Source organism: Pseudomonas sp. KH_046_2 (genome assembly GCF_057838985.1).
In genome coordinates this window covers 2,228,209-2,253,984 of record NZ_CM174480.1, presented here as the reverse complement: position 1 = coordinate 2,253,984, position 25,776 = coordinate 2,228,209, and the positions used below count along the sequence as shown (strand labels likewise).

Annotated in this window: 22 protein-coding genes and 1 tRNA gene; 8 read left to right on the top strand and 15 right to left on the bottom strand. The window is 56.6% G+C overall.

The features are described from left to right. The first annotated feature begins 51 nt into the window (after positions 1-51). From AC3IX1_RS10240 to eruA, 6 genes are all read left to right on the top strand, one after another. The gene (locus AC3IX1_RS10240; protein ID WP_489388057.1) at positions 52-258 is read left to right on the top strand and encodes an AlpA family transcriptional regulator; all 207 of its coding nucleotides are present in this window, start codon (positions 52-54) and stop codon (positions 256-258) included. Beyond that, positions 258-560 carry a hypothetical protein gene (locus AC3IX1_RS10235; RefSeq protein ID WP_489388056.1) on the top strand — a complete coding sequence of 101 codons (303 nt, stop codon included), beginning with the start codon at positions 258-260 and terminating at the stop codon, positions 558-560. The genes AC3IX1_RS10240 and AC3IX1_RS10235 overlap by 1 nt, the downstream gene beginning before the upstream one ends. Next, positions 548-1,417 (top strand): toprim domain-containing protein, encoded by an 870-nt coding sequence (locus AC3IX1_RS10230; protein ID WP_489388055.1) that lies wholly within the window; start codon positions 548-550, stop codon positions 1,415-1,417. Before AC3IX1_RS10235 ends, AC3IX1_RS10230 begins: the two co-directional genes overlap by 13 nt. Continuing rightward, positions 1,414-3,057 carry a YfjI family protein gene (locus AC3IX1_RS10225; RefSeq protein WP_489388054.1) on the top strand — a complete coding sequence of 548 codons (1,644 nt, stop codon included), beginning with the start codon at positions 1,414-1,416 and terminating at the stop codon, positions 3,055-3,057. The genes AC3IX1_RS10230 and AC3IX1_RS10225 overlap by 4 nt, the downstream gene beginning before the upstream one ends. Beyond that, positions 3,054-3,620 carry a hypothetical protein gene (locus tag AC3IX1_RS10220; protein WP_489388053.1) on the top strand — a complete coding sequence of 189 codons (567 nt, stop codon included), beginning with the start codon at positions 3,054-3,056 and terminating at the stop codon, positions 3,618-3,620. The genes AC3IX1_RS10225 and AC3IX1_RS10220 overlap by 4 nt, the downstream gene beginning before the upstream one ends. A gap of 168 nt (positions 3,621-3,788) precedes the next feature. Continuing rightward, entirely contained in the window at positions 3,789-7,892 is a 4,104-nt protein-coding gene (gene eruA, locus AC3IX1_RS10215) for an NACHT domain-containing antiphage protein EruA (RefSeq protein ID WP_489388052.1), read from the top strand. 293 nt (positions 7,893-8,185) lie between these two features. Here eruA and AC3IX1_RS10210 read toward each other — a convergent pair whose 3' ends face one another. From AC3IX1_RS10210 to istA, 4 genes are all read right to left on the bottom strand, one after another. Continuing rightward, a complete protein-coding gene (locus tag AC3IX1_RS10210) occupies positions 8,186-9,226 on the bottom strand; it encodes a hypothetical protein (RefSeq protein ID WP_489388051.1) in 1,041 nt (346 codons plus the stop codon). 68 nt (positions 9,227-9,294) lie between these two features. After that, on the bottom strand, positions 9,295-10,203 hold the full coding sequence (locus AC3IX1_RS10205; protein ID WP_489388050.1) for a hypothetical protein: 909 nt from the start codon (positions 10,201-10,203) through the stop codon (positions 9,295-9,297). Positions 10,204-10,292: 89 nt separating this feature from the next. Next, on the bottom strand, positions 10,293-11,096 hold the full coding sequence (gene istB / locus AC3IX1_RS10200) for an IS21-like element helper ATPase IstB (protein WP_489385302.1): 804 nt from the start codon (positions 11,094-11,096) through the stop codon (positions 10,293-10,295). After that, a complete protein-coding gene (istA, locus tag AC3IX1_RS10195) occupies positions 11,089-12,588 on the bottom strand; it encodes an IS21 family transposase (protein WP_178925292.1) in 1,500 nt (499 codons plus the stop codon). The genes istB and istA overlap by 8 nt, the downstream gene beginning before the upstream one ends. A 186-nt stretch (positions 12,589-12,774) precedes the next feature. Here istA and AC3IX1_RS10190 point away from each other — a divergent pair, with 186 nt between their 5' ends. Next, on the top strand, positions 12,775-13,578 hold the full coding sequence (locus AC3IX1_RS10190; protein ID WP_489388049.1) for an endonuclease NucS domain-containing protein: 804 nt from the start codon (positions 12,775-12,777) through the stop codon (positions 13,576-13,578). A 215-nt stretch (positions 13,579-13,793) separates the two neighbouring features. Here AC3IX1_RS10190 and AC3IX1_RS10185 read toward each other — a convergent pair whose 3' ends face one another. The 4 genes from AC3IX1_RS10185 to AC3IX1_RS10170 form a co-directional block, all read right to left on the bottom strand. After that, on the bottom strand, positions 13,794-13,943 hold the full coding sequence (locus tag AC3IX1_RS10185) for a hypothetical protein (protein WP_489388048.1): 150 nt from the start codon (positions 13,941-13,943) through the stop codon (positions 13,794-13,796). A 65-nt stretch (positions 13,944-14,008) separates the two neighbouring features. Beyond that, on the bottom strand, positions 14,009-15,538 hold the full coding sequence (locus tag AC3IX1_RS10180; RefSeq protein ID WP_489388047.1) for a ComEC/Rec2 family competence protein: 1,530 nt from the start codon (positions 15,536-15,538) through the stop codon (positions 14,009-14,011). A gap of 601 nt (positions 15,539-16,139) precedes the next feature. Next, positions 16,140-17,606, bottom strand: coding sequence for an FAD-binding oxidoreductase (locus tag AC3IX1_RS10175; RefSeq protein WP_489388046.1), 1,467 nt, complete (start codon positions 17,604-17,606; stop codon positions 16,140-16,142). 415 nt (positions 17,607-18,021) lie between these two features. Beyond that, on the bottom strand, positions 18,022-18,885 hold the full coding sequence (locus AC3IX1_RS10170) for an OST-HTH/LOTUS domain-containing protein (protein ID WP_489388045.1): 864 nt from the start codon (positions 18,883-18,885) through the stop codon (positions 18,022-18,024). 706 nt (positions 18,886-19,591) lie between these two features. Here AC3IX1_RS10170 and AC3IX1_RS10165 point away from each other — a divergent pair. Beyond that, positions 19,592-20,629 carry a DUF4238 domain-containing protein gene (locus AC3IX1_RS10165; protein WP_489388044.1) on the top strand — a complete coding sequence of 346 codons (1,038 nt, stop codon included), beginning with the start codon at positions 19,592-19,594 and terminating at the stop codon, positions 20,627-20,629. 177 nt (positions 20,630-20,806) lie between these two features. Here AC3IX1_RS10165 and AC3IX1_RS10160 read toward each other — a convergent pair. The 7 genes from AC3IX1_RS10160 to rpmI all read right to left on the bottom strand — a co-directional run bounded on the left by AC3IX1_RS10160 (position 20,807) and on the right by rpmI (position 25,726). Beyond that, positions 20,807-20,883: transfer RNA gene (locus tag AC3IX1_RS10160), tRNA-Pro, on the bottom strand. Positions 20,884-20,972: 89 nt separating this feature from the next. Next, complete coding sequence (locus AC3IX1_RS10155) at positions 20,973-21,329, bottom strand: MerR family transcriptional regulator (RefSeq protein ID WP_003179985.1); 357 nt, start codon at positions 21,327-21,329, stop codon at positions 20,973-20,975. Then, positions 21,310-21,612 (bottom strand): integration host factor subunit alpha, encoded by a 303-nt coding sequence (gene ihfA, locus AC3IX1_RS10150; RefSeq protein WP_002553164.1) that lies wholly within the window; start codon positions 21,610-21,612, stop codon positions 21,310-21,312. Before ihfA ends, AC3IX1_RS10155 begins: the two co-directional genes overlap by 20 nt. A gap of 3 nt (positions 21,613-21,615) precedes the next feature. Beyond that, on the bottom strand, positions 21,616-23,994 hold the full coding sequence (gene pheT / locus AC3IX1_RS10145; protein ID WP_489388043.1) for a phenylalanine--tRNA ligase subunit beta: 2,379 nt from the start codon (positions 23,992-23,994) through the stop codon (positions 21,616-21,618). A 26-nt stretch (positions 23,995-24,020) separates the two neighbouring features. Beyond that, positions 24,021-25,037 (bottom strand): phenylalanine--tRNA ligase subunit alpha, encoded by a 1,017-nt coding sequence (pheS, locus tag AC3IX1_RS10140; protein ID WP_007975711.1) that lies wholly within the window; start codon positions 25,035-25,037, stop codon positions 24,021-24,023. A 109-nt stretch (positions 25,038-25,146) separates the two neighbouring features. Further along, a complete protein-coding gene (gene rplT / locus AC3IX1_RS10135; protein ID WP_007905879.1) occupies positions 25,147-25,503 on the bottom strand; it encodes a 50S ribosomal protein L20 in 357 nt (118 codons plus the stop codon). 28 nt (positions 25,504-25,531) lie between these two features. Further along, entirely contained in the window at positions 25,532-25,726 is a 195-nt protein-coding gene (gene rpmI, locus AC3IX1_RS10130) for a 50S ribosomal protein L35 (RefSeq protein WP_002553160.1), read from the bottom strand. Positions 25,727-25,776: the final 50 nt, after the last annotated feature.

Here is a 25,776-nt window from a genome sequence, read left to right as displayed (position 1 = left end):
ATGTCTAGCCATAAACCACTGAGCGCCAGATAGCGCGAAGGAGTTATGGCTATGACCGCAATAGCAACCACCCCACCCCGCCGCATCATGCGCCTACCGGAAGTCGTCATCATGACCGGCTACGGGCGCAGCTCCATTTACAACTTTATGAATGCTGGAACTTTCCCGAAATGCCGCCGCATTGGCCCACGCGCAGTCGGCTGGGACAGCCTGGAGGTTGAACAGTGGATCACTGATCGCCTGGAGGGCCGCACATAATGGACAAAAAGAAGCCCACCACTAAGGGCAAGCTCGGGAATGAATCGCGCATAAACTCCCCCCGCAGCCACACCCCGCTCACCCGTTTGATGGCTCGGATCAAGCTGGGGCCGACAGACACTTTCACCACCATGCAGGAGCTGGGTACCTGCCGCCCAAGCGCCGGTACTTCCAATACGCGCGCCATTGGCCACCCAATCAAGACCCCAAACCTGGCCAGCCTCTACTTGTTCAGCCTGTCACCGACTGGTGTTGACCTAGCGCTGCTGATCTGCCTGGAAGTCGCTTTATGGATTTCGTGATCTTGTTTCGTGACAGCATGCAATCCGTGCTCGGGCCGCTTGATTGGCTGCCGATACCAGACGGCGCCATCCACCGCTTCCACGTACCCGGCGACAAGCCAGGCACCTTGAACGGCTGGTATGTGCTGTTTCTGAACGGCATCCCCTGCGGCAAGTTCGGGAGCTGGAAAGCGGGCGGCTCGCAGGTCTGGCACAGCGGTAAGACTACCGGCCACCTAGAGGCGCAAGTAATCGCACTACGCATTGAGCAGGCCCGACGCCAGCGGCCAGCTAAGCAGCACCAGGGCCAGCAAGCTGCCGCCGAACATGCCAACCGGATGTGGCGCAACGCCCACAGCGCCAATCCCGAGCACCCCTATCTAGTGGCAAAAGGGGTGCGTTCTCATGCCCTGCGTCAGGCCGGTGACGTGTTACTGGTACCGCTTATGCGTGACGGGGTGCTGGTCAGCCTTCAACGCATCAAGCCAGACGGCGACAAACGCTTTCTGTTCGGCGGTAAGACCAAGGGCAGTTGTTCACTTATCGGCACAATTCAGCCAGACCGGGCGCTGTACATCTGCGAGGGCTGGGCAACTGGTGCCACGCTTCACGCCGAAACCGGCGCCGCCGTGGCTTGCGCCATGACTGCCAACAACCTGCTAGAGGTCGGCCAGCGGCTCCAGCGCCAGCATCCAGACGCCGTGTTGATCGTAGCCGGCGACGACGACCGCATGACCGAAGGCAACCCCGGACGCACTTACGCCATCGAGGCAGCCGCCGCTCTTGGCTGTCGCATGATCTTTCCGCCATGGTCGGGGGCCGAGCCCCTGACTCTTTCCGATTTTAACGACCTGGCCAATTGGAGATCAGCACAATGACTTCCACGCTTATTCCTGAGCCAGCCTATCCCGATCCGCAGCCTCTGCTGCCAGACGTGTCGATTGCGGCACCTTATCCCCTGCAAGCCCTGGGTGATTTGCTGGGTGGGGCTGCTGCAGCCATTATCGAAAGCGTGCAAGTGCCCGATGCCTTAGCCGGGCAAGCCGTGCTGGCCGCTGCTGCAATGGCTGCCCAACCTCACGCCAATGTACAACGCGGCGGTCAACTAATTCCCCTATCACTGTTCGCCCTTACCGTTGCCGAGTCTGGTGACCGCAAGTCGGCAGCGGATCGCTTAGCTCTGCACGCCCACCACCAACACCAGCACACTTTGTTGGGCGCATATAAGACCGAACACAAGGAGTACCGCAACCACCGGGATGCCTACCAGAAAGCCCGTGCAGCCATTCTCGACAACGCCAAGGGCGATCCGGAAACCGTAGCTACCGAGCTGGGTAAGTTGCTTGAGCCAATCGAGCCGCCATCGCCTTTCATCCTGGCCGAAGAGCCGACGTTAGAGGGGCTGCAAAAGTCCCTACTGCGCGGTTTCCCCTCACAAGGGCTATTCAGTGACGAAGGCGGCCAATTCTTCGGCGGTTACGCTAGCAGACCGGAGAACATGCTGAAAAGTGTGGCCGGGCTGTCGAAGCTTTGGGACGGCTCACCTATCACGCGCATCCGCGCCGCCGAAGGTGAAAGCGCATCACGCAGCGGTTGCCGCTTGAGCGCACATCTGATGATTCAGCCTATCGTGGCGCAAAACGTGCTGGGCAATCCAGTGTTACAGGGTCAAGGCTTTCTGGCACGCTTTCTAATCGCTTGGCCGCAGTCACTGGCTGGGACTCGCTTCTACCGGGATGACGACCCCATGCGAGACGTTCGACTGGGGCGCTACTGGCAGCGCATGGCCCATCTGCTGGCCCTTGAGCCGCCGCAGAATGAGCAAGGGGAGTTGGCCCCGCCCGCGCTGCCAATGGGGCCGCAGTCGCTGGCCGCCTGGGTTGCCCACCACGACGCTATTGAGACGGAGTTAGGCAAATGGGGCGAACTGTGCGAAATCAAACCGGCCGCCGCGAAGGGTGGCGAAAATCTGCTGCGGATTGCTGGCGTACTGGCCGTGGTCGAGAACGCCGAAGCCATTACCCTGCCGATTATCGAGCGGGCCGGAATGCTGGTGCGCTGGTATCTGGACGAAGCCCTGCGACTGACCAACCCAACGAAGGCGGGCCCGCACCTATTTAAAGCGCAAAACCTACTCGATTGGCTGCTCAACAAAGGGTGGTACACCTTCGAATCACGCACACTACAGCGCGAAGGGCCGTCCATAGCTCGCAAGAGCGCAAAGCAGCGCGACCAGTTGCTGGCCGTGCTGGTGGAGCATCGCCAGCTTCTGACCAGCGATGGGAAACATTTCACCATCAACCCAGCTGCGACAACTGCGACAACCGTGACAAAGCCCGCCCCGCAGGAGCTCCGAGCTTGCGACAGCGTTGTGACAAGCTGCGACCAGGAGCCTGTGGCCTCCGATCTGTCGCAAGCTGTCACAGACTTGTCGCAAACGTTCGCGTCAATAAATCCGGGGAGTGTCGCAGAAGTCGCACATGTCGCAGTGCGCCCCGTGTTCGGGGGTGAGGTATGAGCGCCGCCGAGATACTGAGTCGTGCCAGTGCCGAAGGTGTGGCGCTGGTGCTGGAAGGCGACCGATTGACATGGACCGCTGACCACCAGCCACCCGTTGATCTGCTGACCAGCATCAAGGCGCACCGCCTGGAGATCATCGCCGTGCTGGGGGCGGCGAATGATTCGACAACAGAGGCACAAGCATGGCTGGACTCTGTAGCCCGTCTACTGGAATGTTCGCCGGGCTACCTGTTGGAGCATGGCTTTATCGACCGGTATGACCTGGCCGAGAAGCGCCGCACTCACCCGCACTTTGTCGTGCTGCTGATCCGCAGCAATCCCGCGTGGGTTCAGGTGCGGCCCGACATCCCAGCACCTTCCGTGCCCGAACTGGAATTCAACCGCGACCGGTGCGTTTTGACCGCCGCCACGGCAACACCTAAGTGGTGCCGAGCCCATGACCAATACCTCAACCATCTGATGCTTTGCCGCGAATGCCATGCGCCGATAGGCCGCTACTGCATAATAGCGACCGAGTTGCGACAGCAGTATGACCAGGCGCCAATGGAACCAAGTCCATGACCTAGAATATTGTCACCCTGGCCGCTATCGCATCAACTGCCAAGCGAGGCACTGCATTTATAACGACGGGCGCGAAATACGGCGATAGGCCGAAAACGCCTCAATGGTAAGGTGGCTTGATGCACCGCTAGACACGACCCGGAGGTTAAGACTCCGCCCTGAAACGATATGATCCAGTCACCAGTCAATGCTGACATTACGTGCGGCAAGCAAGGAGGTGTCCTCGAAATGACAGCCATAAACTATTTCTCGCGATTTCTTCGCAAACCCGACGAACAAGGACAGATGCAAATAGTCGGTGACACTGAAATCTTGGCAATAGCTGGGCCGAAGGTCGTACTAGGTGAACCCGGCATGGGCAAAAGCGAGCTAATCCGGGAGTTTGGACGCAGGCTCGATGTTCAACCGGTTGACGCAACTCGCTTCATGAATAGTAAAGACCCATCGCGGTTTGTGGTTGCCGGCAAACCGCTGCTAATCGACGCCCTGGATGAAGCCGTAGCACGCCATGAGGGCGATGCTGTTGTTTTGATACTCGAGCAACTGGAGGATGCAGGCTCACCTGAGTTCATTCTGTCGTGCCGTGCCCGCGAATGGCAGTCACGCAGCGCGACTCGTCTACGCCAAATCTATGGGGTCGAGCCCATCATCTTTTCGCTCGAGGCCCTGAACCGAGCCGAGGCAAGTTCGTTCTTGGAACAGCGTTATCCGACGGTGGATGTAGCACACGTAATTTCTCATCTCGAAGCGCATGGTATCGCCGACCTGTATGGTAACCCGCTTACCCTCGGATTGATGGGGCAAGTGGCTGAGCACGACGCCCAGTTACCGGCGACGCGCGCCGCTCTGATTGAGCGCGTCTGCATCTTGATATGGCCGGAACATGATAGTGATCGGCACGATTTTGGCCTAGGAAGAATTACTGCTGATCAGGCACTGTCAGCAGCTGGAGCAATCATGGCCGGATTGCTACTTGCCGGCGCAGAGGCTGTTAACCTCCTTGGCCCTGCGCAGTCCCAGGATAACGATGTTCGCCTTGTCGACCTCGAACAGCTCCCCGAAGCAGGTGCCGCGCGAGCAATAATCGCGTCGAAACTGTTCCAGAGCGTCGGTGTTGGTCGAGCAAAACCGATTCATCGGGTTATTGCAGAGTTCCTCGGCGCGCGCTGGTTGGCACAGCAGGCTACAGCAAAGCGTGCACAGCGCCGCTTGCTGGCCCAATTTCATGGCGCCGGCGCGGTTCCAGCCAGCTTGCGCGGCCTGCATGCCTGGCTTGCATTTCACAGCAATGTGATGGCCCCTGCGGTCATCGCAGCTGATCCGTTTGGCGTACTGCGCTACGGCGAAACAGTCAATCTGACCTCTGAGCACGCCGACTGCCTGCTTGGAGCCCTCAAATCTCTCGCTGATATTGATCCTTATTTTGGATCGCAAGACTGGGATAAGCATACGGCCAAGGGCCTGATGAATCCCAATCTCCGCACCAAGATCGAAGCGATAATCAGCTCGACCGAAAGCAATGGCCACCTGCGCGCCGTGCTGATTGCGGGCCTCAAAGACACGCCGCTTGCACGTGATCTCGCAGACACTCTGGAGGCCGTGACACTTTCTACAGAACGTTTCTATCGTGAACGCCAAGACGCGGCCGCAGCACTCATGCCTTTTCGCGACCGAGCTTGGTGGCAGCAGACGATTGCCAATCTGTGCATCCAAGGTACTGCGGACTCCACTCGGCTCGCACGCAACCTGATCCAAGAGTTCGATTGCGATGTCCCTGATGAGCTCCTGGTAGAAACGCTTTTGGCCGAGATGGGGCTCACAATCTGCCCCCTGCCGCCAACCGGAGCTGAACGGGTTCACAATTATCGTCATTACGGACGCATCGTCGATATGATCCCCGCGACCCGACTGACCAACGTAATCAGCCTTCTCGCGGACCATGCTTCGCTGGTGGACTGTTCCGATTGGCAGGGTCAGAACAATCTGACCGAGATTGTAGCTTTGCTCATGGTACGCGCGGTCGACGAAGAGAAGGTGTCTCCTTGTGACGCTGCGGCACTTTGGAGCTGGCTCGGGACATTTAAGCACACCAGGACTTCCAGTCGTAAAGCGACAGAATTGCTTAAATTGCGGCTCGAACAACATGACACCTTGCGCCGTGCAGTTCAGCTGTATGCACTTTACGAGGCCCGACCTCGACCCACTATTTGGATGTCGCAAATAGATCTCGACGAGCGCTTTGTCGGCCTAGCTGGGCGCTCAAAGGATGTCATTTGGTTTCTGGAGAGGCTTTCTGGAGCTGACAACATGGACCAGGGGCTGCGTGAAGACTGGCGAGATCTCATGCACTTCGGTTTCGGTCGCGATGGATTCGATCCTGATCTGCGCGCAGCTAGCCGCCAGTTTCAGGCTGGCGATGCGCAACTTGAGGCCTTTGTACACAAGCTTCAAAACCCGAAGAAACCGGGTTGGAAGCTCAAGCAAGAGCGCAATGCGGCAAAGCAAGAAAGGAAGACACGTATCGACTTCGAGTCACGTCGCCGCCTATACGCAGCGAAAAGGGCCGAGCTTCGAGCAGGTGAGTTTGGGGTGACTCTTGATCCCGCAAGAGTTTATCTCGGCGAATTTCGGGACCTAGACAATGAAAAACCACCAACCGACAGGCTGGTTGAATGGTTTGGTTTAGAGCTCGGGAGCGACGCGATGGCCGGCTTTGAGGCCGTCCTTCATCGCAGCGATATCCCCTCTTCGGCGGCGATTGCCCAAAGTTTCGCCGAAAGCAGCCGTTGGAACTATTGCTACGCGATCATGGCAGGCTTTATGGCGCGACAGCGGGCAGGTCGAGGATTTGCTGACCTATCGGCCGAAGTCCAAACGATCGGGTTGTTGCTATGTCACGATACGTATTACATGTCTGAGAGTGACGATCTACCTTTACTCCGTGATGCGCTCGAACAGGTCGTCCTTCTGACAGCCAAAGATCGAGAAGATTTTGCGCGGCTGTGGCTTGAACCGTCGCTAGCTGCATGTTGTTCTCACGTATCCGGTCTCTACACGCTGGCGCATGACGAACACTGGCAGCCCACCGCGGCCGTACTTGGTTCAGAGTGGCTCATTAAATTTCCCAATATCCCCCCGAATGTAGAAGAGGAATTGGTCGATTGCCTAACGCATTCAGGAGCACTTGCATCCTTGGCGTCGGTCGGCGCAGCACGCCATAGCATGGTCTTTCGCAATGTCGATCACCTATACACCTGGCTTGCGGTCGACGTATTAGCCCGTTTTGATATGGTGCTCCCCGACCTTTCAGGTATCGGTGTCGATCATCCGGAGTTCATTTGGGCTCTGCGCGATCGCTTTCAGTTGGGCGGCCATGGAGCCATGCTTCGTGTGAGCATTGCGCAGGCGAAATGGATCGTTTCGCAGTTTCGCGCGCAATGGCCGTACACGGTTCTTCATGGCAGCGGCTACGGCGATAATAATCCCTATAATGCGACCGATTTCCTGCGCGCGATGATCAACCGCATCGCCGACGATACCAGTGTCGAAGCTAGTGAGGCGATGCAGGCACTAGTTACTGAGCCATCTGACACCTATAGCGACCAAATTCAACACATGGCGGCAGAGCAGCGTCAGAAGCGCGCAGAGGAAGACTTCGCACCAGTTCCTCCCAGCTATTTGGGCGCCTTGTTGACTGAAAAGCCACCGTCCAATGCGGACGACCTAAAGTCCCTCGTACTCGAAGAACTTACGATCGCGCAAAAGATTCTGAGCGGTGACGATCTAGATCAGGTGCGTGATTTCTGGGGCGAGTCCGGCGTGCCCTACGATGAGAATCGCTGCCGCGATCGTTTAGCCGTGCTGATCGGGCCTGAACTACAGCGATATGGTATCCAACGCATCACCGAAGCCGATATGCCAAATTCGAAGCGCGCGGACCTCGCCTTTGCATGCCGTCAGCTGCAGCTTCCAATGGAGGTTAAGGGGCAGTGGCACCCCGAAGTATGGCAGGCGGCTACCGCTCAGCTTGATCTCAAGTATCTAATCGACTGGCGATCAGAGCAACGCGGAATCTATTGTGTATTTTGGTTCGGCGACTTGCCGTCCAAGTCGGGAAGGCGGCTGCAGGCACCTCCAGAAGGAGTCAACGCGCCGACGTCAGCCGATGAGATGCGTAAGCTGTTGATCGAACTAATTCCAGAAGCACGGCGTGTGATGATTGATGTTGTAGTACTCGACCTAACTGCCGGTAAGCCCAAAGTCAAATCGTAGGCTGATGCCCTTGCGATGCCCCGGACCGATACGGATAGAAGCATTGGTAGGCAGGCGCGTTAGTGCCTCTAAATGTTGCCACGATAGTTGCCAAAGGGAGTAAGCGTCCGCCCAACACACCTTGCGTGATTAAACGGGCGCCCACCTGTGCGGCAACAGCTTGGTAATCTCACTCGCACGCTGCGTCGGCAGGCGAGTAAGAACATTCTTCAAGTAAGCAGTAACCGTCCGGTGAACTCACCTATGCGTGACGCCGCGAAGGTGCTTCCCTGACTTCGCGGCCGGGAATTGGATCAATGAATACGTAGGGACACGGCGCGGGGAAATTCATGGCGAACGAAATTCACGCTTTCTATTCCGTACCACGCCACTAACGCCTTGCAATGTTCTGCGCCTGTGCTTGCAGTGGCCCGGGCGGATGCCTGAAAAGCTCCACTAGACTGCTCCAGCGCCTGGCTCGCGCAGGTGATGAAACCGTGGATGGCTGTATTGCGTGCCTTGCGCCATGTGTTTAGCTCAGCTAGCAGTTGCTCCGGGTAATCGTGAGCGGCACCGCGCCTACCTGAAACCTCTCGCAGCAACCTGTGAAGCGATGGATTGGAGAGCTTGGTATCGGTTGCTTTGAGAAAGTTGAACAGGCAATTGCTGATCAGGCATTCCTCCAACGCAATAGCTTCAAGGTAGTAGCCATTTTCCAAGGCTCGGGTTATCTGGCTTAGGGCAGCCTGATAAGCCTGGTGGCGCGTCTTCAACTGAGCTACCGCTGCGTCATAGTCGATGTCACGGTCTCGGCTTAGTTGCAATGCTTCGAACAACGAATACCCGCGGGTGGCGATGTGTTCCCTGTCGAGGTTCTTTTGGAACGCATAGAGCGCGTTGTGATAGCCGTCAATGAAGGAATGCACGGCGTACCCGACACTGTCAGCCCAAGCAAAATACTTGCCGGGCACTTCCGGCTCAGGGAGGCCTGCCAATGAATGCCCGATCTCATAAATCCAGTCATGGGAGACCAGTATCAGGGCGCCAATGTGAATGCAGGTCATCCGTTGCTCGGGAAAAACGTAGGCCATCTCCGGCTGCCAATCTGCAATCCTCTGGTACTGGATTTTTTGGGTAGCTTCTTCGCTCCCCATGCGTTCATGAATCAGCTCGATCAGAAGCCTGTACATCTCCACCGGTTGTGGCGACAAATGCATTTTTTCATCGAACCCGAAACAGTGAGATAAATATACGCAGAACTGCTCCAGGATAAGCCGCCCATCTTCGCGAATATAACGATAATGGGTGACGTCATCGATGAAGGCTTGACGTTGCGCAGAGAGGTCAAGTGCCATGGCCTATTCCTGAGTAGCGGCCACGTACCTTACCGGCAGTGGCCATCTTCAAAGCGTTTACCTATACGTCAGACCAGCGAATCTATCTTGCTGATAATGCGAGTATTTTTAAAGTGCAACAACGTCCTCGGCAGTAATGTGTCTGCGTCCCGGTAGTGTGCAGGTGTGTATCCCATCAAGCCTGAGTACTTGGAGGCTTGCCCACCCAGCGGCTCATATCGGCTATCGAACTCTGCCTCTTCGCCGCTCGTGCGCAGCCGTTGGTACTGGCGCTTGCAGAATGCGCATATCTCAAGGTAAAGCGGAATGAACAGCGGCCCAGCTGTGTATTTGGCGCCCGCCAAGGCATTCTGAAAATGTTCGAGTGCTAGGTCATCGCTCCCTGACGACATAGCATCCACCGCTGCCCGCCATTCATTCATCCATACTGGTGAGGCTGGGGTGCAGTTATACCAGCGGTCGACGCTCAGCGAGTCGAAGGCCGGGCCGTACCAGTAGTCCAGGGCGGTGGGCAGACGGGTATCGCTCTCTGCCAGGCTGCTCCACAGCCTGAGCGCTTTTGCATATTGCCGATAAGTCTCCAGCGAAACCTCAATGACGGCTCCATCCGCAGGGTCTGCGTTTTCAAACAACAGGTCCAGGGTATCGGTCACTGGCAGAAGGCTGCTCACAGTGCCTGGCTGCGGATAAGGCACGCCTTGCGCGGGCTGTTCAGTGGCCCCGCATTCGAGCACCTGAAGGGTGAGGTTGTGGCAGATGAACGCCGAAAAGGCCTGGGTCGAAAACGTTCTTTCATCGACCTTGTCTCGCAGCAGATACGCCAGGGGCCGCACGGTGTCGAATACGCGGGTGAACTTGATCTTGTTGTGTTTGGCGAAGCGCCCCACGGTCTGTTTTTGTTGGCGCTGATTGAAAACTGACCCACCCTGCCGATTGAAAATTGACCCAGGGCGGATTGCTGTTTTTTGTCCCAGCAATTGTGAATAAGCTTAGCAGCAGTGTTCCGGTTGAACGGTCATCAAGCCCCACCGCATAAAGGCATGCGGCAGGGTGTTTATGGTGCAGATCAAAACGGTTCATCGTCCTCGATACCATCTTCGTCCTTGCGCTTTCGTTCACGTGATTTGATCTTTGTCTGCGCGGCCAGAGTGCTGTGTTGCAGGCGGTAGGACTCGTTGCCCGTTTCGACGATGTGACAATGGTGTGTCAACCGATCCAGCAACGCTGTGGTCATCTTGGCGTCGCCGAACACACTCGACCATTCCGAGAAGCTGAGGTTGGTCGTGATCACAATGCTGGTGTGCTCGTATAGCTTGGACAGCAGGTGAAATAACAGCGCGCCGCCGCTCTGGCTGAAGGGCAAATACCCCAGTTCATCGAGTATCACCAGGTCTGTCCGAAGCAGCCCTTGAGCGATTCGGCCACTCTTGCCGTCGTACTTTTCACGCTCCAGCAGATTGACCAGATCCACTGTGGAAAAGAAGCGCACGCGTTTGTTATGGGTCGTGATTCCGGACACGGCCAGGGCGCTGGCCAAATGTGTTTTGCCGGTTCCGGGCCCGCCGATGAACACGACATTCTGCGCGGTCTCTGTGAACTCCAAGCTGGACAGATCTTTGACCAGACGGGCATCTGCGCTGGAAGCGCCGAAGTCGAAGCCTGCCAAGTCACGATGCATGGGCAGTTTGGCCATGTTCATCTGGTGGTTCACTGAGCGTACGGCGCGATCTGCTTGTTCTTGTTGGAGCAGATGTTCGAGCAGCCACTTCGACGACGTCGTCGAGGCTTCGCCTTGAGAAGCCAGTTCTTCCCAAGCGCTGGCCATGCCATGCAGACGCAGCTCTTTGAGTTCCGCCATTAGGTCACGCATTGCGATTCTCCTCATCGGTTGTACGGAGCCGGTCGTAGCGCGCCGTATTGGCGACAGGCGCTACCTTGAGTTGCAGGTTGGTTTCTACGGAAGGAGGTGGTGCAGTGGAGGTCAGTCGAGCTAGAACATTCAGGATGTGATCGGCGCTCAAGCTTCCCGACTCAAGCACCAGTTCTACCGCCACGAGCACCGGGTCGAGACCGGCGATGGGCACAGCAGCCAGTACCTGCGTCATGATTCGATCACCGTTGCTGTGACGTCTCAGGCCCCGCTTGAGAAGCTGCAACGGCTTAGGCAGATCGGCAAACGGCGCGCCATTGCGCAGCGCACCGGGTTTGCGTTCGATGAGTGGGATGTAATGCTGCCAGTCAAAACTGACCTGATCTCGATCAAACAGACGCTCGTGGCTGGCGATCATAGTTTCATCGGCGATGACCACGATCCGAGAAGGATACAGACGGCTGCTGACCCACTGGCCGACGCGCTCGCAAGGCACCGAATATCGATTTCGCGCCACGCTGATCAGGCAGGTGCTGGAGACCCGCACGGTGCGCTCGACGTAGCCATCAAAAGCCGTCGGCATCGGCATCATTTCGACCCGCTCTAGCTCCAAGACCTCTGCCACCGTCAGCCCGTTGTACTGCGGATGCACCAGCTCGCTCCAGAGTGCACGACAGCGTTGGCCGAGCCAGGCATTCAATTCTTCGAAGGTGTGAAACATGCAGTCTTGAGCGTCGAGCCAGATGCGTCGTCTGCTGTCTTGCACGTTCTTTTCAACGATGCCTTTTTCCCAGCCCGAGGCGACATTGCAGAAGTCCGGATCGAACAGGTAGTGCGCGCACATCACGGAAAACCGAGCATTGACCGTGCGGCCTTTGCCCTTGTTAACCTTGTCGACAGCCGTTTTCATGTTGTCGTAGATGCCTCGACGTGGCACCCCACCTAACGCACCGAACGAGCGCGTATGGGCATCGAACAGCATCTCGTGGCCTTGGCTGGGATACGCAACCAACCAGAACGCGCGACTGGCGCACAGCTTCATGTGGGAGACCTGGATGCGTCGGAACAGGCCGCCGATCAGCAGACCTTCTTCGCTCCAGTCAAATTGAAAAGCCTCACCGAGTGCAAACGTCAGCGGCACAAAGGCACGTAACGATTTGCCTTGCTCACCGCGCCACGAGCGGATGAAGGCTGTGAGCTGGCTGTAGCCGCCGTCATAACCCTGGGCTTTGATCTGCTCAAAGAGTGCTTTGGCGCTCCTGCGGTTGTGCTTTGCCCGAAACGAATCAGCCTTCAGCGCCTGCTCCAGCGTCTCGTGGAATGGGCTGAGTTTGTTGAAGGTTACGCACCGCTGGTACGCCGGCTGAGTGGCTTCGGGTGCTCTGACCCATTTTCGGATGGTGTTTCTCGACAGCCCGGTACGCTTGGCGATCTGGTGCAGCGACAGCTTGTCGCGAAAGTACATCCTCCGAATTTTCCCCAACATTTCCATGCTGATCACCCTGTGTTCTCCTGCTCGGAAAGTGAGCAGAAGTAGTTGAACACCTGGGTCAGTTTTCAGTCGGCAGAACAGCCTTTACTGGGTCAGTTTTCGGTCAGCGGCAACAATTAAGTGAACCCTATACGCTCACGGCGTGGTTCATTACGTGAAAACAGAACATAAACGAGGAGTACAACAGTGAGCAATGGCAACCGCCCGCCGGTATGGCAGATGGTTCGGGAAGCGGCGCAGCAGATGAACGGGGAATGCACATACCCTGCGATTAAAGCAAAGGTAAGGTCGATGTATGGTCATGACGTCAACGACAGTTCGATGACATGCAGCATCATCTCGGGGGCGGTGAATCACCCATCACGTATTCACTACAACGAGAACAAGAAACCACGGCTCACCGACACGGCCTACGATTACCTGTATAGCACTGGGCGCGGCCGGGTCGTTTGGTACCAACCAGAGAAGCACGGCGTGTGGGAGATCGCACAATCTGGCGATGGCGCACTGATCGTCCGCCTCGCTGATGGGGTGGGTGAGAATCCGCTGCCGATCGTCGAAGCTGTTGAGGCATCCGATGAGGCATACAGCATGTTCGCTCTGGAGGCACACCTGCGCGATTACCTCGCTAAAAAACTTCCCAGGTTACCTGGCCACGATGCGCCGCTCACGCTATACCGCACGGACGATCGCGACGGCGTGGAGTTCCAAACTGACGTCGGCCCGATCGACATCCTGGCGACGGGAAACGGCGACTTCTACGTCCTCGAACTGAAAGTAGGCCGTGGGCCGGACGCGGCAATGGGACAAATCCTTCGTTACATGGGCTGGGTGAAAGAGCACCTCGCGGGCGAGAGGAACGTGTATGGCGTCATCGTCGCTTCTGACATCGGCCAAAAACTACGGTACGCGGCATCACAGGTGCCAAACGTCCGCCTGATGGAATATGACCTTGCTGTGTCGCTTCGATCGGTGGCCCTGCATAGTTGACCGGACGCCACCCCTCCTAGCAAGGCTGTGACCAGCCGACATCTTCCCGTGAATGGAGCGTTGACCCGGCAGAGTCACGGTCTCTTTTGGAGTAGGCGCCGGACATCCAATCGCCTATGAATTTGACTCTCTGATCCATTGGGGACTCTCGATTCCAGGGCATGGTCAGGCACCTCCTGACCGTATTTCATACCTGTAAACGATGTCCCCGGTTTCTACCCTACCAGGTCCGCCCCCCCTTGACGCAGCTCAGGCAGCAGGGGCTCGGTGGCACCCTCGCTCGCCGTCACGTTGGTGCCCGGCGAGCGCTGCTTCTGCAGATTCGGCGCCAGGGGCATCAACATCGAAGCCGAGGCTGGCAGCATGCCGATGCGCACCTTGCCTTCGGCCCCGGAATTCAGCGCCGGCAGGGCAAACTACAGAGGCACCACTAGCTCTGATTGAGCGGTGTGGAGCAACTCCGGTTGCGGCAGGGCGCGAGTAAACCAGTGGGGGGCTTATCCCACCCGATCAGTGCGCCGCCACGCGAAGTGCCGGGCGCATGTTCGCAAGTCGCCAGAACGTCGCCTCCCGGAGTAAGGCAGCCGGGGGTCACCAGGCTCCAGAGGTTGTGGTCCCAATCCGCGCTGTTGTGCAGCATGACGCCTTGGGGAGTCGGGTGCTGGACAGGGGCGCTGCCATGTTTGTTTCCCGGGCCGAACGAGTACGCCAGCCGTTTGTAGTCCACGTCGCTCGGTGGTTTAGGGATGGGGCTTCTGCTGTCCAGATCAGCGCCATGGTGCGGCGCGACCATGCCCACGGGTGGCAACGGCTCCAGTGCGTCGACGAAGTGCAGATAGTCGCAATCGCCGGTGAGTAGCCAGCTCCTCGCGGGGATATTATCAGGCTCTTCCACGGCCAAGACGATCCCAGTGCCATTGCGGTCTCTGCCGTTGCCGCGCATGAATCTGATACGCCGGTGTGGCGACAGCGTCGCGTTGCCGATCTCACCGGGAAGTGGAGAGTAGATGAAAAATTCCCCGCCATTGTTGATGACGTCGTGGGCGAAGGCTATGTGCAGGGGGCCGACCATCTGAAGTGGGGCGATCCACTTACGCTTGAGCGCAGGGTAAGCATTGTTGGTGGTGACTGCATAGGTGCCGGCCCAGTGATCGGCATCCCAGTGGGAAAGTATGATAGACGGCGCCCGGGTGAAGCAGAATGCCAGCGGGCAAGGCGTTGTGTGCTGGTTTCTGTAAACTCCGGCACCCAAGTCGTAATAGTGTGTCGGTATTCCAGGATCACGGTAACGTGTAGTCGACAGCAGCGCATTGGCATTGCCTTGCCCCACGTCATACACCGCCAACAGGTCGGCCGTGGCTTTGGAAAGCTCAGTTTCCAGCTGCTGCGTGGACAAGGTCGGCAGATGTGCCAGCGAAAAGATAGCGGACAGCGCTTTATTCTTTCGCGTCGACGGCATTTTTCCCTTTACGTATACCGGCACTGGGTTAGCGAACAGTCCGGTATAGAGCTGTGCCACCCTGAGTCCTTGTCCGCGTTGATTGTAAATCTCTATCTCGAACCACGTCTGCTCAAGGTCCCCGGCCGTGTTGCGCAGGGCGCGGGAGTCGTTTGCCGGGGGAAGAGGCGGTAGACCAAAGAGTCCGTGCCCGTCGGGCAGTTCGAATTCCAGCCGGTACATTGGCATCGCTTCGAATGGATTGGGTGCCGTATAGGGAGCAAGTTGCTTCCACTTATCCCAGGCCTTTGCGACATCGTCGGGCCGCTCCGCATTCAGCAGCGGATTTTGCTGTCCCTGCACGTCGAGCCATTGTGCATCGACTAGGTCGAATGCCAGCAGGACGGATCGGGCGGCTGTGTCGACTTCTAGGTGATCGAAGCGGGCGTATGTGCGTGTGGGCATCCGCGTAACTGGATAGTCTTCGTTGGGATGAGCGTTGCGGCGAAAATGAGGGTTCATCGTTATGAGCCTTAGCGTTTTTAGTGACGGACCGCCACCGTCTGACTAATGGTTCTGCGCTGCCCGTCATCCCGGCGTACCGCAGCCTGCGCTGAGCGTCCTTGAGGTGTTCGAGGGCGCTTTAGGAGTACTTGGGCAGCTTGAGAATGGTTTCTTCGTCTGGCTGGGCGTCGCTAATTTCCCTGGCGTTGGTAAAGAGCTGTCTAGCGAACTGGGCACGAGGTCGAGCGAGTCAGATGGTGGAAGCTTACGGCATTCTAACGTCCGCTACTGGCCGCTTTTTGCCTGTCGTGATGGGCCGGAAACGGCCGAGGCTGTGTAAAAACGGTTTAGAGCAGGTTTGACAGTCAGAACCAGAACGAAAATCGCGTTCCTACGCAAATTTCAGGTCCGCTGTTAACCGATCATTGGTAGATCTTACGTAGCGACGCAGACTTCGAAACAGTGTCTGCGTTTTTACACAGCTTCGGCCGATTGTTGCCTGTCGCGAAGGGCTGTAAACAACCCAAAGCTGCCTCACGGCTTGCCAAATAACGGACGCAGATGGACAACGAGACATCACCCAAGTTGGGTTCAGGCTTCCTTTGCCACGGGCTTTACACTACCCCGTGTAGTACTTGTCCCAGAGCTTGTTCCGGAATCGCTTACCCGGATCGACTTGCGCCTTGAGTGCGAACAGACGTCGCGCGTTTGGGTAGGCACGTGAGAACTGTTCCTGCGTTGCATGCAGTTGGTAGGGCAGATAATAGGTACCCCCAAGCGACAGCGCGGCGTTGATAAGTTTGCGCGTCCACACGCCAACTTCCTCGCGGTCGACCACGCAAACGCGTTGCCAGTAATAGAGTACGAAGGAAAACACTTCTTCGCGTGCCCAAGACAGAAACGAGTCGGGGTCGCCCTGAGCGTTCCGGATGGAGATATTAACGGCGTCAACGCGGTGCGCCTGTAGGATGGCGGCCATTTGCTTTACGAACGCATTGAACTGTGCCAACGGCACAAAATATTCCTGCAACGCGTAGGTACTGTTTCGGGTTGCGATAGGCCCAAGCGAGGCGACATCCGCACTAGCCTCGTAATTGCGCCGTACAACCGGGTGGTTGAGGTAGCGCAGTGGATCGATCACATCCTTGCGAATCAGTGGGCCGCCGGGAAGCTTGGTCACACTCCACATGAGGGTCTGGTTGAATTTGTACGATTGCCCCGGCGCGACCAGCCTTTCTGCGACTGTCAACTCTTTGTCCGAGGCGCGCCAGGTGACGGAAGTGGCCCGGTCAAAGTAAGGTGGGACCAGATCGGCGTTGTGCAGGATAGCCTGTTCGTTCCCGCGGACCTGGTCATTGAAAAAATTCGGGTAATCGGCAACTGACATGCGGTGTATCTGACGTTCCATCGTGACGTTGGACGCAAGGTCCAGTTCGACCTCAGTGATCACTCCCAGCGCACCATAGCCACCGATGGCAGCGTGGAACAAGTCGGCATTTGCGGTGCGGGAGGCTTCTACTACCGAACCGTTGGCGAGCACCAGTTGCAGAGAACGCACAGAGTTGATTACCGGGCCAGCGCCGACATAGCGCCCATGAGCATTGACCGACAGCGATCCACCGACGGTGAAGTTGGCATAGCTCTGCATGATTTTTATCGAGAGGTCGTGCGGGTCTATGACCGACTGCAGGTCACGCCACCGCATCCCTGTTTGCACGCGTATGACCCTGTTCTCAGGCAAGTATCGGATTACCTGATTGAACTGACGCATGTCGAGGTGCAGGCTGTCTTCGGTGGCAATCTGTCCACCCATGCTATAGCGGCCACCACCGATACTGACCGGGCCTGACCACATAGCGAGCGCCTGTTGTATTTCGTCGGTGGTGCGCGGTGCGAACAGGCGATTAACCCAAATCGGATTGAGCAGCGTCACATCGTTAACCAAGACGCCCGATGGTGCCGCCCATAACGACCAAGGTGAAAGCACACTGACTGCAATCCCGGTCATGCCAACCTGGAGTAGATTGCGCCGAGTGAGAATATGCGACGACTCTGAAGTGGAATGCGGTTGCGTATTGTCGATCATATTGCGTTCCCTCGCTGTGAATCGAAAATAACGCGCGCATTCGGACTTCGAAGCAGACTCGCTGAATTGACGGTACACCGTTGCTACGGAACTCGGCCGAAATACTACAGAAGTAGACATTCGACCCGGGAGCCTGACGCTACTGCTTTGCCATCATCTTGTTCACTGCCCGCTTTTGGCCGATTATGTCGAAAAGTCGACACGGCCTGGCGACCCATGCATTGAGCGGTGAAAGCGTCTTTTTTGCACGCTTTTACGTCAAAATCTGGGCCATGAACCTTCTGCTCAAAACACGGATTTCAATCTCAGACGCGTACTTTTTTGCCCTGGAAACTGAGGCCGCCTTTTTCAACACAATCGACCAGGAACAGTCACTCAGCGCGCCTACAAAAGGAAGGTCGATTCAGTTTCCCAATCATCTGACCTTGCAGCGATACCAGACGGCAGTACGCCCATTATCAGCTTGGGATTTTCGTATTTCGAACTGCCGTGATACGTGCAGGACATGCCTCCAGCTGCTGCAACAGTAGCGCTTGGGCGTCTGCTCTGGATAGGTACTACCAATCCAGCGGATAGCTGCTTCCAGTCGAGTCCAGCCACCTTCGGCAAGCTTGGTTTCTGCTTCACGTAAACAGCGGCATATCCCACTGCCAGGCCAATAGACTGAACCGTCCTCCCTGACACCGTCGATGAGCGCATCTTCAAATGCTTGGCTCTGCATAAAGGAAACCATTTCAACTCGTGCTTCATCCATGGTTTTGGCCCAGCTTTGCAGATTAAGATAATACCGATTGATGGTTTCGTAACTTTCCTCCAGAAAACCGTCTGCTGCCTGGCAGCCTGATTCAGACCAGAGATCGAAACGCTCAATGAAGTGGTGAACCAGTTTATTGCGCAAGTCGACCAGCTCCATGAGGTCGGCCTTCGTTGCCTCATAGTACTCGGCTGGCATTTCAAACTGGTGTCGATAGCTGAACCAGATTTGGTTACCGGCATCGTTTTCCGTCTGTGACTTTTCATTCGGGGGCGACTGGGTCAAACAGCCTTCCGTCAGCATCCCCACCAACGTGCCCATGGTTTTGTTCTGAGCACATGCGATCTTCTGCTTACGGATGGTAGGCAGCCGGTCCGCAGGGCCGCTCAACTCGCCTTGCGCGACTATAGCTTTCAGCAGCCGTTCGTATTGTTGCAAGCGTAACAGGCAGCGCCCGAGTTTGCGCTGCACTATACGTTGAAGATCAGGTACATCATCCGAGGGGAACGTAGTGATTTCATCCATGAATAACGACTCAAGCATCAGCGGTAGGGCTGGAGTGATTCAGGTAGTTTTCGAGAGCAACCTTGAAGACATGCTGTCTGTGATAGCTCAGGAACTGCTGTTGTTTTTGTGTTGCTAGAAATAAGTGTAAACAGGATGAATGACTCGCCTGACGGCGTTTTAAGTACACCCAATCACCAAAGCTGTCTCTGATCGCGGATGGCAATCGCCCCTAAGCTTGGTCTACCGTACCGAGGTTAGTCCAGAGCGAGCCACTCACCCAAGCCCGATAGTTCGTAAGCCCCCCTCACCTCACCCCTTATGCAGGTAATTCTGGGCGAGGAACTGGGTCGCACACGGCATGGAGTGGCGGATTGCTTGTTAATCCGTAAGTCGCCACCAGGCGACGTAACCTGGGTGCTGGCGCTGTTCGATAGAACTATCAGGGAGGGGCAGGTCAAAAGTCTGGAGTCTTCGCGTCAAAGACCGCTCTGGAAAACTTTCTCGCATTAATTCGTAGATTTTTTGTCCACATAAGACATTTTATCCGCTAAGCAAACCGCTACCTTGCTGGCTGTCGCGTCACCCTCTGACCTACATGAGAGAGGGGTATCTGATCAGCGACAGTGCAGTGGCGGGCGATGGGTAAGGCCTCGACTGTTGAACAACCTATGCTTGATTTTGGTGTATACCTCAGCTTGTACTTTGCAGAGACGGCTATCACCCTATGGACAAGTTTGAAAAGCTGAGTTCGAAGCCCTGGCTCTCCGGCCCAACCCGACAACACTTTGTCCCGAAATTCTATTTAGAGGGTTTTACCTCGATGGGGTGGCTTGCGGTCTTTGATCGGGCTAGTGGCAAGCTTAGGAAGCAGCGCCCAAAGAATGTTGCAGTTGTCAGCAACCTATACACTTTTGAAGATAAACAAGACCGCAAGCGGTTTGATCTTGAAGTGCTTTTCGGGCACATCGAGTCTGCTGGAGCGCCTATTTTGAAGTCACTCGTGGAAGGTAAGCGCATAAGCTCAGAGGACCGTGAGACCTTTTCCATCTTTCTCGGAATAACGGCAGTTCGGACACCAGCTGCCATTGCGGAGGCGAGCAGCGTCTATGCGGGATTTGTGAAAGCAAACTCTCACCTGACGCTGACGGATGAGACTAGGGTTTTTGACCACCTCCTGAGAATGGAGGGGGCCAACGTGGATCATTCGTTGCTGAAAGAACAAGCTAGCGCTGTCGCAAAAATGGCTCGCGAGGAATCCTATGATGTCCAAGTAGACCATGGGTACTCACGCAGTCGTTCGTTCAAGGTCTGGCACACTGTGGCCAAAGAGCTGCTCAAACGGGATTGGATGATCCTGCACGCGCCCGAGGATGACCAAAGTTTCCTCACTTCAGACTCACCAGTCGTGTTGATGTCCAGATCGACGGCGACTCGAAATCTTCCGATTGGTTACGGCTCGCCCCATGCACAGATTTTGTTCCCGTTGACCTCGAAGTACGCCCTCGTCGCAAGTGGATCGCTGGGGAGAACAGGTCGCTGTGACATCAAGGTCGATGATCTACGTCGATTCAACATGAATGTTGCTCAGAATTGCCATAAGCATGTCATGGGTAGTGATGCAGCCCTGCTGGAAAGTATCACCACTGAACTTGGCCTCGCGGGCACGGAATGGCAGCGTAAGTCATACGTCGAGATTGAGCGTTTCGTGAATGCCGACGGTAGCGTCACGGCCGGGGCTAGCGTTAAGCGCAAAGGGCTTTGAAATCGGGTCCATCGATCATGCAGTGATGCCAAAGCTCGCGGCAAACTCTTTACGCTGAGAGAAACAAGCGCGCGCTTACATGTTGGCGGGCAATTTATCAGTGGGGTAAAAGGTGGGGTAAATTCACAAATGAAAAAGGCCGGCGCTTTCGCTGCCGACCTAAGTCATTGAATTATATGGTCGGGACGGAGTGATTCGAACACTCGACCCCTAGCACCCCATGCTAGTGCGCTACCGGACTGCGCTACGCCCCGACTAGGCGTGAAACTCGTCCCTCATCTCGAGGAACGCTCAAGAATATATCGCAAGCTTTTGAAAACTGGAAGTATTTAAAAGCGAGAATTTATTTCTTGAGTACCACCAGAACATCTTCGAGCTCGGCGATCATCTGGCGGATCATTTGCTTGTATTGGGTGGTGTCGTCTTTGGCTTCATCACCGGACAAACGCAGGCGCGCTCCGCCGATGGTGAACCCCTGATCGTAAAGAAGCGCGCGGATCTGCCGGATCATCAGCACGTCCTGGCGCTGATAATACCGGCGGTTTCCGCGGCGTTTGACAGGGTTGAGTTGAGGAAACTCCTGCTCCCAGTAGCGCAGCACGTGTGGTTTTACCGCACACAGCTCGCTGACTTCACCAATGGTGAAGTAGCGTTTGCCCGGGATGACGGGGAGCTCGTCGTTATGACTTGGTTCCAGCATAAGCCTCAACTCGGGCCTTCAACTTCTGCCCTGGACGAAAGGTGACCACACGGCGAGCCGTGATCGGGATTTCTTCCCCCGTTTTCGGATTGCGGCCAGGCCGCTGGCGTTTGTCCCGAAGGTCGAAATTGCCGAAACCGGACAATTTGACTTGTTCGTTGTCTTCGAGAGCGTGCCTGATTTCTTCAAAAAACAGTTCGACCAATTCCTTGGCCTCCCGTTTATTCAGGCCCAGCTCCTCATACAGACGTTCCGCCATCTCAGCTTTCGTCAGAGCCCCCATACGTCACTTCCTTAACGTGGCGTTCAACCTTTGTTCGAGCGAGGTGAGGATGTTTTGCGTTGCGGTATTCACCTCATCGTCATTAAGAGTGCGCGATGGATGCTGCCAGGTCAAGCCAACTGCGAGGCTTTTTCTATCAGGATCAATGCCTTTACCCTGATACACGTCAAATAGCCTGAGGTCTGTCAGCCATTCGCCTGCATTTTCACGGATTACGTCCAGTACAGCCGTGGCTGCAACGTCTTTATGCGCAATCAGTGCAAGGTCACGACGCACTTCAGGAAAGCGCGATAACTCATGGAATTTAGGCATTTTGCCCGACGCCACTTCCGCCAGAACCAACTCGAAGACGAAGACCGGACGGTCGAGACCGAGGGTTTTCGACAATTCAGGGTGGATCGCGCCAATGAAGCCGACCAGACGACCGTCACGCTCGATGCGCGCGGTTTGACCCGGGTGCAGCGCTGGGTGCTTGCCCGGCACGAAAGTGAACGCATCCAGGGCACCGGCGAAGCCCAGCACCGCTTCCACGTCAGCCTTGACGTCGAAGAAGTCGACGGTATCGCGACCCTGCGCCCAGCCTTCCGGCAGGCGACTGCCGCAAACAACACCGGCCAGCATTGGCTCTTGCTTCAGGCCTTCAAGCTGACCAACGAAACGCAGGCCGCTTTCGAACAGACGCACGCGATCCTGCTGACGGTTCAGGTTGTGCTGAAGCGCCTTGACCAGACCCGGCCACAAGGACGAACGCATGGCGGCCATGTCATTGGAGATCGGATTGGCCAGCAGCAACGGTTCCACACCCGGATTAAACAGTTCGAACTGTTTCGGATCGATGAAGCTGTAGGTAATAGCTTCCTGATATCCACGGGCAACCAGCAGGCGGCGCAGTTCAGGCAGGTCGCTACGGGCTTCTGCCTTGGCTTGCGGCGCCAGACGCGCTTGCGGGTAACGAACTGGCAAACGGTTGTAGCCATACAGGCGTGCCAGCTCTTCGATCAGGTCGACTTCCAGGCTGATATCGAAGCGATGGCTTGGCACTTCTACACGCCATTGCCCTGCCCCGTCGGCAGTAATGGTCAGGCCCAAGGCATTGAGCAGACGCTCCACTTCGGCCGAATCCATTTCCATACCCAGCATCTGGGTAATGCGCTGGGCACGCAGGGTGATCGGAGCAATTTTCGGCAGGTGCTGTTCGCTGACGGTCTCGATGATCGGACCCGCTTCACCACCGGTGATTTCCAGCAGCAAGCCAGTCGCGCGCTCCATGGCTTCGCGGGCCAGCTGCCAGTCAACGCCACGCTCATAGCGATGGGATGCATCGGTGTGCAGGCCATAGGAACGGGCCTTGCCTGCTACGGCGATCTGGTCGAAGAAAGCGCTTTCCAGGAACACATCGCGGGTGGTCGCGGAAACACCGCTGTGCTCGCCACCCATGACGCCGGCGATAGCCAGTGCGCGGGAGTGGTCGGCAATCACCAGCGTATCGCTACGCAGGCTGACTTCCTGACCGTCGAGCAGCACCAGCTTCTCGCCCTCTTCAGCCATGCGCACACGGATGCCACCGTTGATTTCGGCGAGATCGAAGGCGTGCAGCGGCTGACCCAGTTCCAGCATCACGTAGTTGGTGATGTCGACGGCAGCGTCGATGCTGCGCACGTCTGCACGACGCAGGCGCTCAACCATCCACAGCGGCGTAGGCCGGGACAGGTCGACGTTACGAATCACACGACCGAGGTAGCGTGGGCACGCGGCGGGCGCCAGAACTTCCACCGAACGCACTTCGTCGTGGGCAGCAGGAACCGAAGCCACCACCGGACGGACCACAGGAGCGGCGTACAGGGCACCGACTTCACGGGCCAGACCGGCCAGGGACAGGCAGTCACCACGGTTCGGGGTCAGGTCGACCTCGATGCTGGCGTCTTCCAGGTCCAGATAAACACGGAAATCCTTGCCTACCGGCGCATCGGCCGGCAGCTCCATCAGACCGTCATTACCTTCACCGACCTGCAGCTCGGATTGCGAGCACAGCATGCCGTTGGACTCAACGCCACGCAGCTTGGCCTTCTTGATCTTGAAGTCGCCTGGCAGCTCGGCGCCGATCATGGCGAAAGGAATCTTCAGGCCCGGGCGCACGTTTGGCGCACCGCAAACAACCTGGAAGGTTTCCGAACCATTACTGACCTGGCACACGCGCAGCTTGTCGGCATCCGGGTGCTGCTCGGTGCTCAGCACCTCGCCTACGACCACGCCACTGAAAACACCGGCGGCCGGCGTAACGCTATCGACCTCAAGACCGGCCATCGACAGACGAGCAACCAGCTCGTCGCGACTTACCTGCGGGCTAACCCAGCCACGCAGCCATTGTTCACTGAATTTCATCCTGCTCTCCTAAGAATTCGTTACGACTAGCGAAATTGCGCGAGGAACCGCAAGTCGTTGTCGAAGAACAGACGCAAGTCGTTCACGCCGTAACGCAGCATGGCCAGACGCTCAACGCCCATGCCGAAGGCAAAGCCCGAGAACTCTTCCGGGTCGATCCCGGACATGCGCAGCACGTTCGGGTGAACCATGCCGCAGCCCATCACTTCCAGCCAGCCGGTCTGCTTGCAGACGCGGCAGCCTTTACCGCTGCACATCACGCATTCCATGTCGACTTCAGCGGATGGCTCGGTGAACGGGAAGTAAGAAGGACGGAAACGCACCGCCAGTTCCTTTTCGAAGAACACCCGCAGGAACTCTTCGATGGTGCCTTTGAGGTCGGCGAAATTGATGTCGCGATCGATCAGCAGGCCTTCGACCTGGTGGAACATCGGCGAGTGGGTGATATCGGAGTCGCTGCGGTATACACGGCCTGGGCAGACGATGCGGATCGGCGGCTGTTTCGACTCCATGGTGCGGACCTGTACCGGCGAGGTATGGGTGCGCAACAGCATGTTCGCATTGAAATAGAAGGTGTCATGCATCGACCGGGCCGGGTGATGGCCTGGGATGTTGAGCGCTTCGAAGTTGTGATAATCGTCTTCGACCTCAGGGCCTTCGGCGATGCCGTAGCCAATACGGGTGAAGAACTGTTCGACGCGTTCCAGAGTACGGGTAACCGGATGCAGACCACCGGAGGTCTGACCACGGCCAGGCAGGGTCACGTCAATGGACTCGGCAGAGAGTTTGGCAGCCAGATCGGCTTCTTCAAACAATGCCTTGCGCGCATTAAGGACCTCTGTGACACGCTCCTTGGCAACGTTGATCAGCGCACCGACCTGCGGACGCTCTTCTGCCGGCAAATTCCCCAGGGTCTTCATCACCTGAGTCAATTCACCCTTCTTGCCAAGGTAGTGAACCCGGATTTGCTCCAGGGCATTGATATCTTCAGCGCTTTGCACAGCCTCTAGAGCTTGAGAGACGAGCGCATCCAGGTTTTCCATGTACAGACTCCAGATACAAAATAGGGGAAGAGCTTGAAGGCTCTTCCCCTATTTATGACGTTTAACACCTGACCCCACAGATGCGAGGCCGGGTGACTGTCGGGGGTACTTAAGCCAAGGTGGCTTTAGCTTTCTCGACAATCGCAGCAAACGCCGCTTTTTCGTTCACTGCCAGATCAGCCAGAACCTTACGGTCGATCTCGATGGACGCTTTTTTCAGGCCGGCGATGAAACGGCTGTAGGACAGACCGTTGATACGAGCACCAGCGTTGATACGAGCGATCCACAGAGCGCGGAACTGACGTTTTTTCTGACGACGGTCACGGTAGGCGTATTGGCCTGCCTTGATTACCGCTTGCTTGGCAACACGGAATACGCGGGAGCGTGCGCCGTAGTAGCCTTTAGCAAGTTTCAGAATTTTTTTGTGACGCTTACGGGCAATGACGCCACGCTTTACACGAGCCATGAGTTACTTCCTCTATTCTTGACTAAAATTAACGAAGGCGCAGCATGCGCTCGACTTTTGCCACGTCAGACGGATGCAGCAAGCTGCTACCGCGCAGTTGACGCTTACGCTTGGTCGACATTTTGGTCAGGATGTGGCTCTTGAAAGCGTGCTTGTGCTTGATACCGTTAGCAGTTTTCAGAAACCGCTTAGCAGCACCACTTTTGGTCTTCATTTTTGGCATGTTCGGATACTCCGCATTCAGTTGATAAACATAATCAGAAGGCCTGCCGT

Bases quoted from the DNA above. Each gene is read 5' to 3' on its own strand.
- rpmI (WP_002553160.1), bottom strand. From the start codon at position 25,726: ATGCCAAAAATGAAGACCAAAAGTGGTGCTGCTAAGCGGTTTCTGAAA.
- rplT (WP_007905879.1), bottom strand. From the start codon at position 25,503: ATGGCTCGTGTAAAGCGTGGCGTCATTGCCCGTAAGCGTCACAAAAAA.
- AC3IX1_RS10235 (WP_489388056.1), top strand. From the start codon at position 258: ATGGACAAAAAGAAGCCCACCACTAAGGGCAAGCTCGGGAATGAATCG.
- AC3IX1_RS10210 (WP_489388051.1), bottom strand. From the start codon at position 9,226: ATGGCACTTGACCTCTCTGCGCAACGTCAAGCCTTCATCGATGACGTC.
- AC3IX1_RS10155 (WP_003179985.1), bottom strand. From the start codon at position 21,329: ATGCTGGAACCAAGTCATAACGACGAGCTCCCCGTCATCCCGGGCAAA.
- AC3IX1_RS10185 (WP_489388048.1), bottom strand. From the start codon at position 13,943: ATGCTGCCAGCCTCGGCTTCGATGTTGATGCCCCTGGCGCCGAATCTG.
- pheS (WP_007975711.1), bottom strand. From the start codon at position 25,037: ATGGAAAACCTGGATGCGCTCGTCTCTCAAGCTCTAGAGGCTGTGCAA.
- AC3IX1_RS10220 (WP_489388053.1), top strand. From the start codon at position 3,054: ATGAGCGCCGCCGAGATACTGAGTCGTGCCAGTGCCGAAGGTGTGGCG.
- pheT (WP_489388043.1), bottom strand. From the start codon at position 23,994: ATGAAATTCAGTGAACAATGGCTGCGTGGCTGGGTTAGCCCGCAGGTA.
- ihfA (WP_002553164.1), bottom strand. From the start codon at position 21,612: ATGGGGGCTCTGACGAAAGCTGAGATGGCGGAACGTCTGTATGAGGAG.
- AC3IX1_RS10225 (WP_489388054.1), top strand. From the start codon at position 1,414: ATGACTTCCACGCTTATTCCTGAGCCAGCCTATCCCGATCCGCAGCCT.
- AC3IX1_RS10175 (WP_489388046.1), bottom strand. From the start codon at position 17,606: ATGATCGACAATACGCAACCGCATTCCACTTCAGAGTCGTCGCATATT.
- AC3IX1_RS10240 (WP_489388057.1), top strand. From the start codon at position 52: ATGACCGCAATAGCAACCACCCCACCCCGCCGCATCATGCGCCTACCG.
- AC3IX1_RS10230 (WP_489388055.1), top strand. From the start codon at position 548: ATGGATTTCGTGATCTTGTTTCGTGACAGCATGCAATCCGTGCTCGGG.
- AC3IX1_RS10165 (WP_489388044.1), top strand. From the start codon at position 19,592: ATGGACAAGTTTGAAAAGCTGAGTTCGAAGCCCTGGCTCTCCGGCCCA.
- AC3IX1_RS10170 (WP_489388045.1), bottom strand. From the start codon at position 18,885: ATGGATGAAATCACTACGTTCCCCTCGGATGATGTACCTGATCTTCAA.
- istB (WP_489385302.1), bottom strand. From the start codon at position 11,096: ATGCGTGACCTAATGGCGGAACTCAAAGAGCTGCGTCTGCATGGCATG.
- AC3IX1_RS10180 (WP_489388047.1), bottom strand. From the start codon at position 15,538: ATGAACCCTCATTTTCGCCGCAACGCTCATCCCAACGAAGACTATCCA.
- istA (WP_178925292.1), bottom strand. From the start codon at position 12,588: ATGGAAATGTTGGGGAAAATTCGGAGGATGTACTTTCGCGACAAGCTG.
- eruA (WP_489388052.1), top strand. From the start codon at position 3,789: ATGATCCAGTCACCAGTCAATGCTGACATTACGTGCGGCAAGCAAGGA.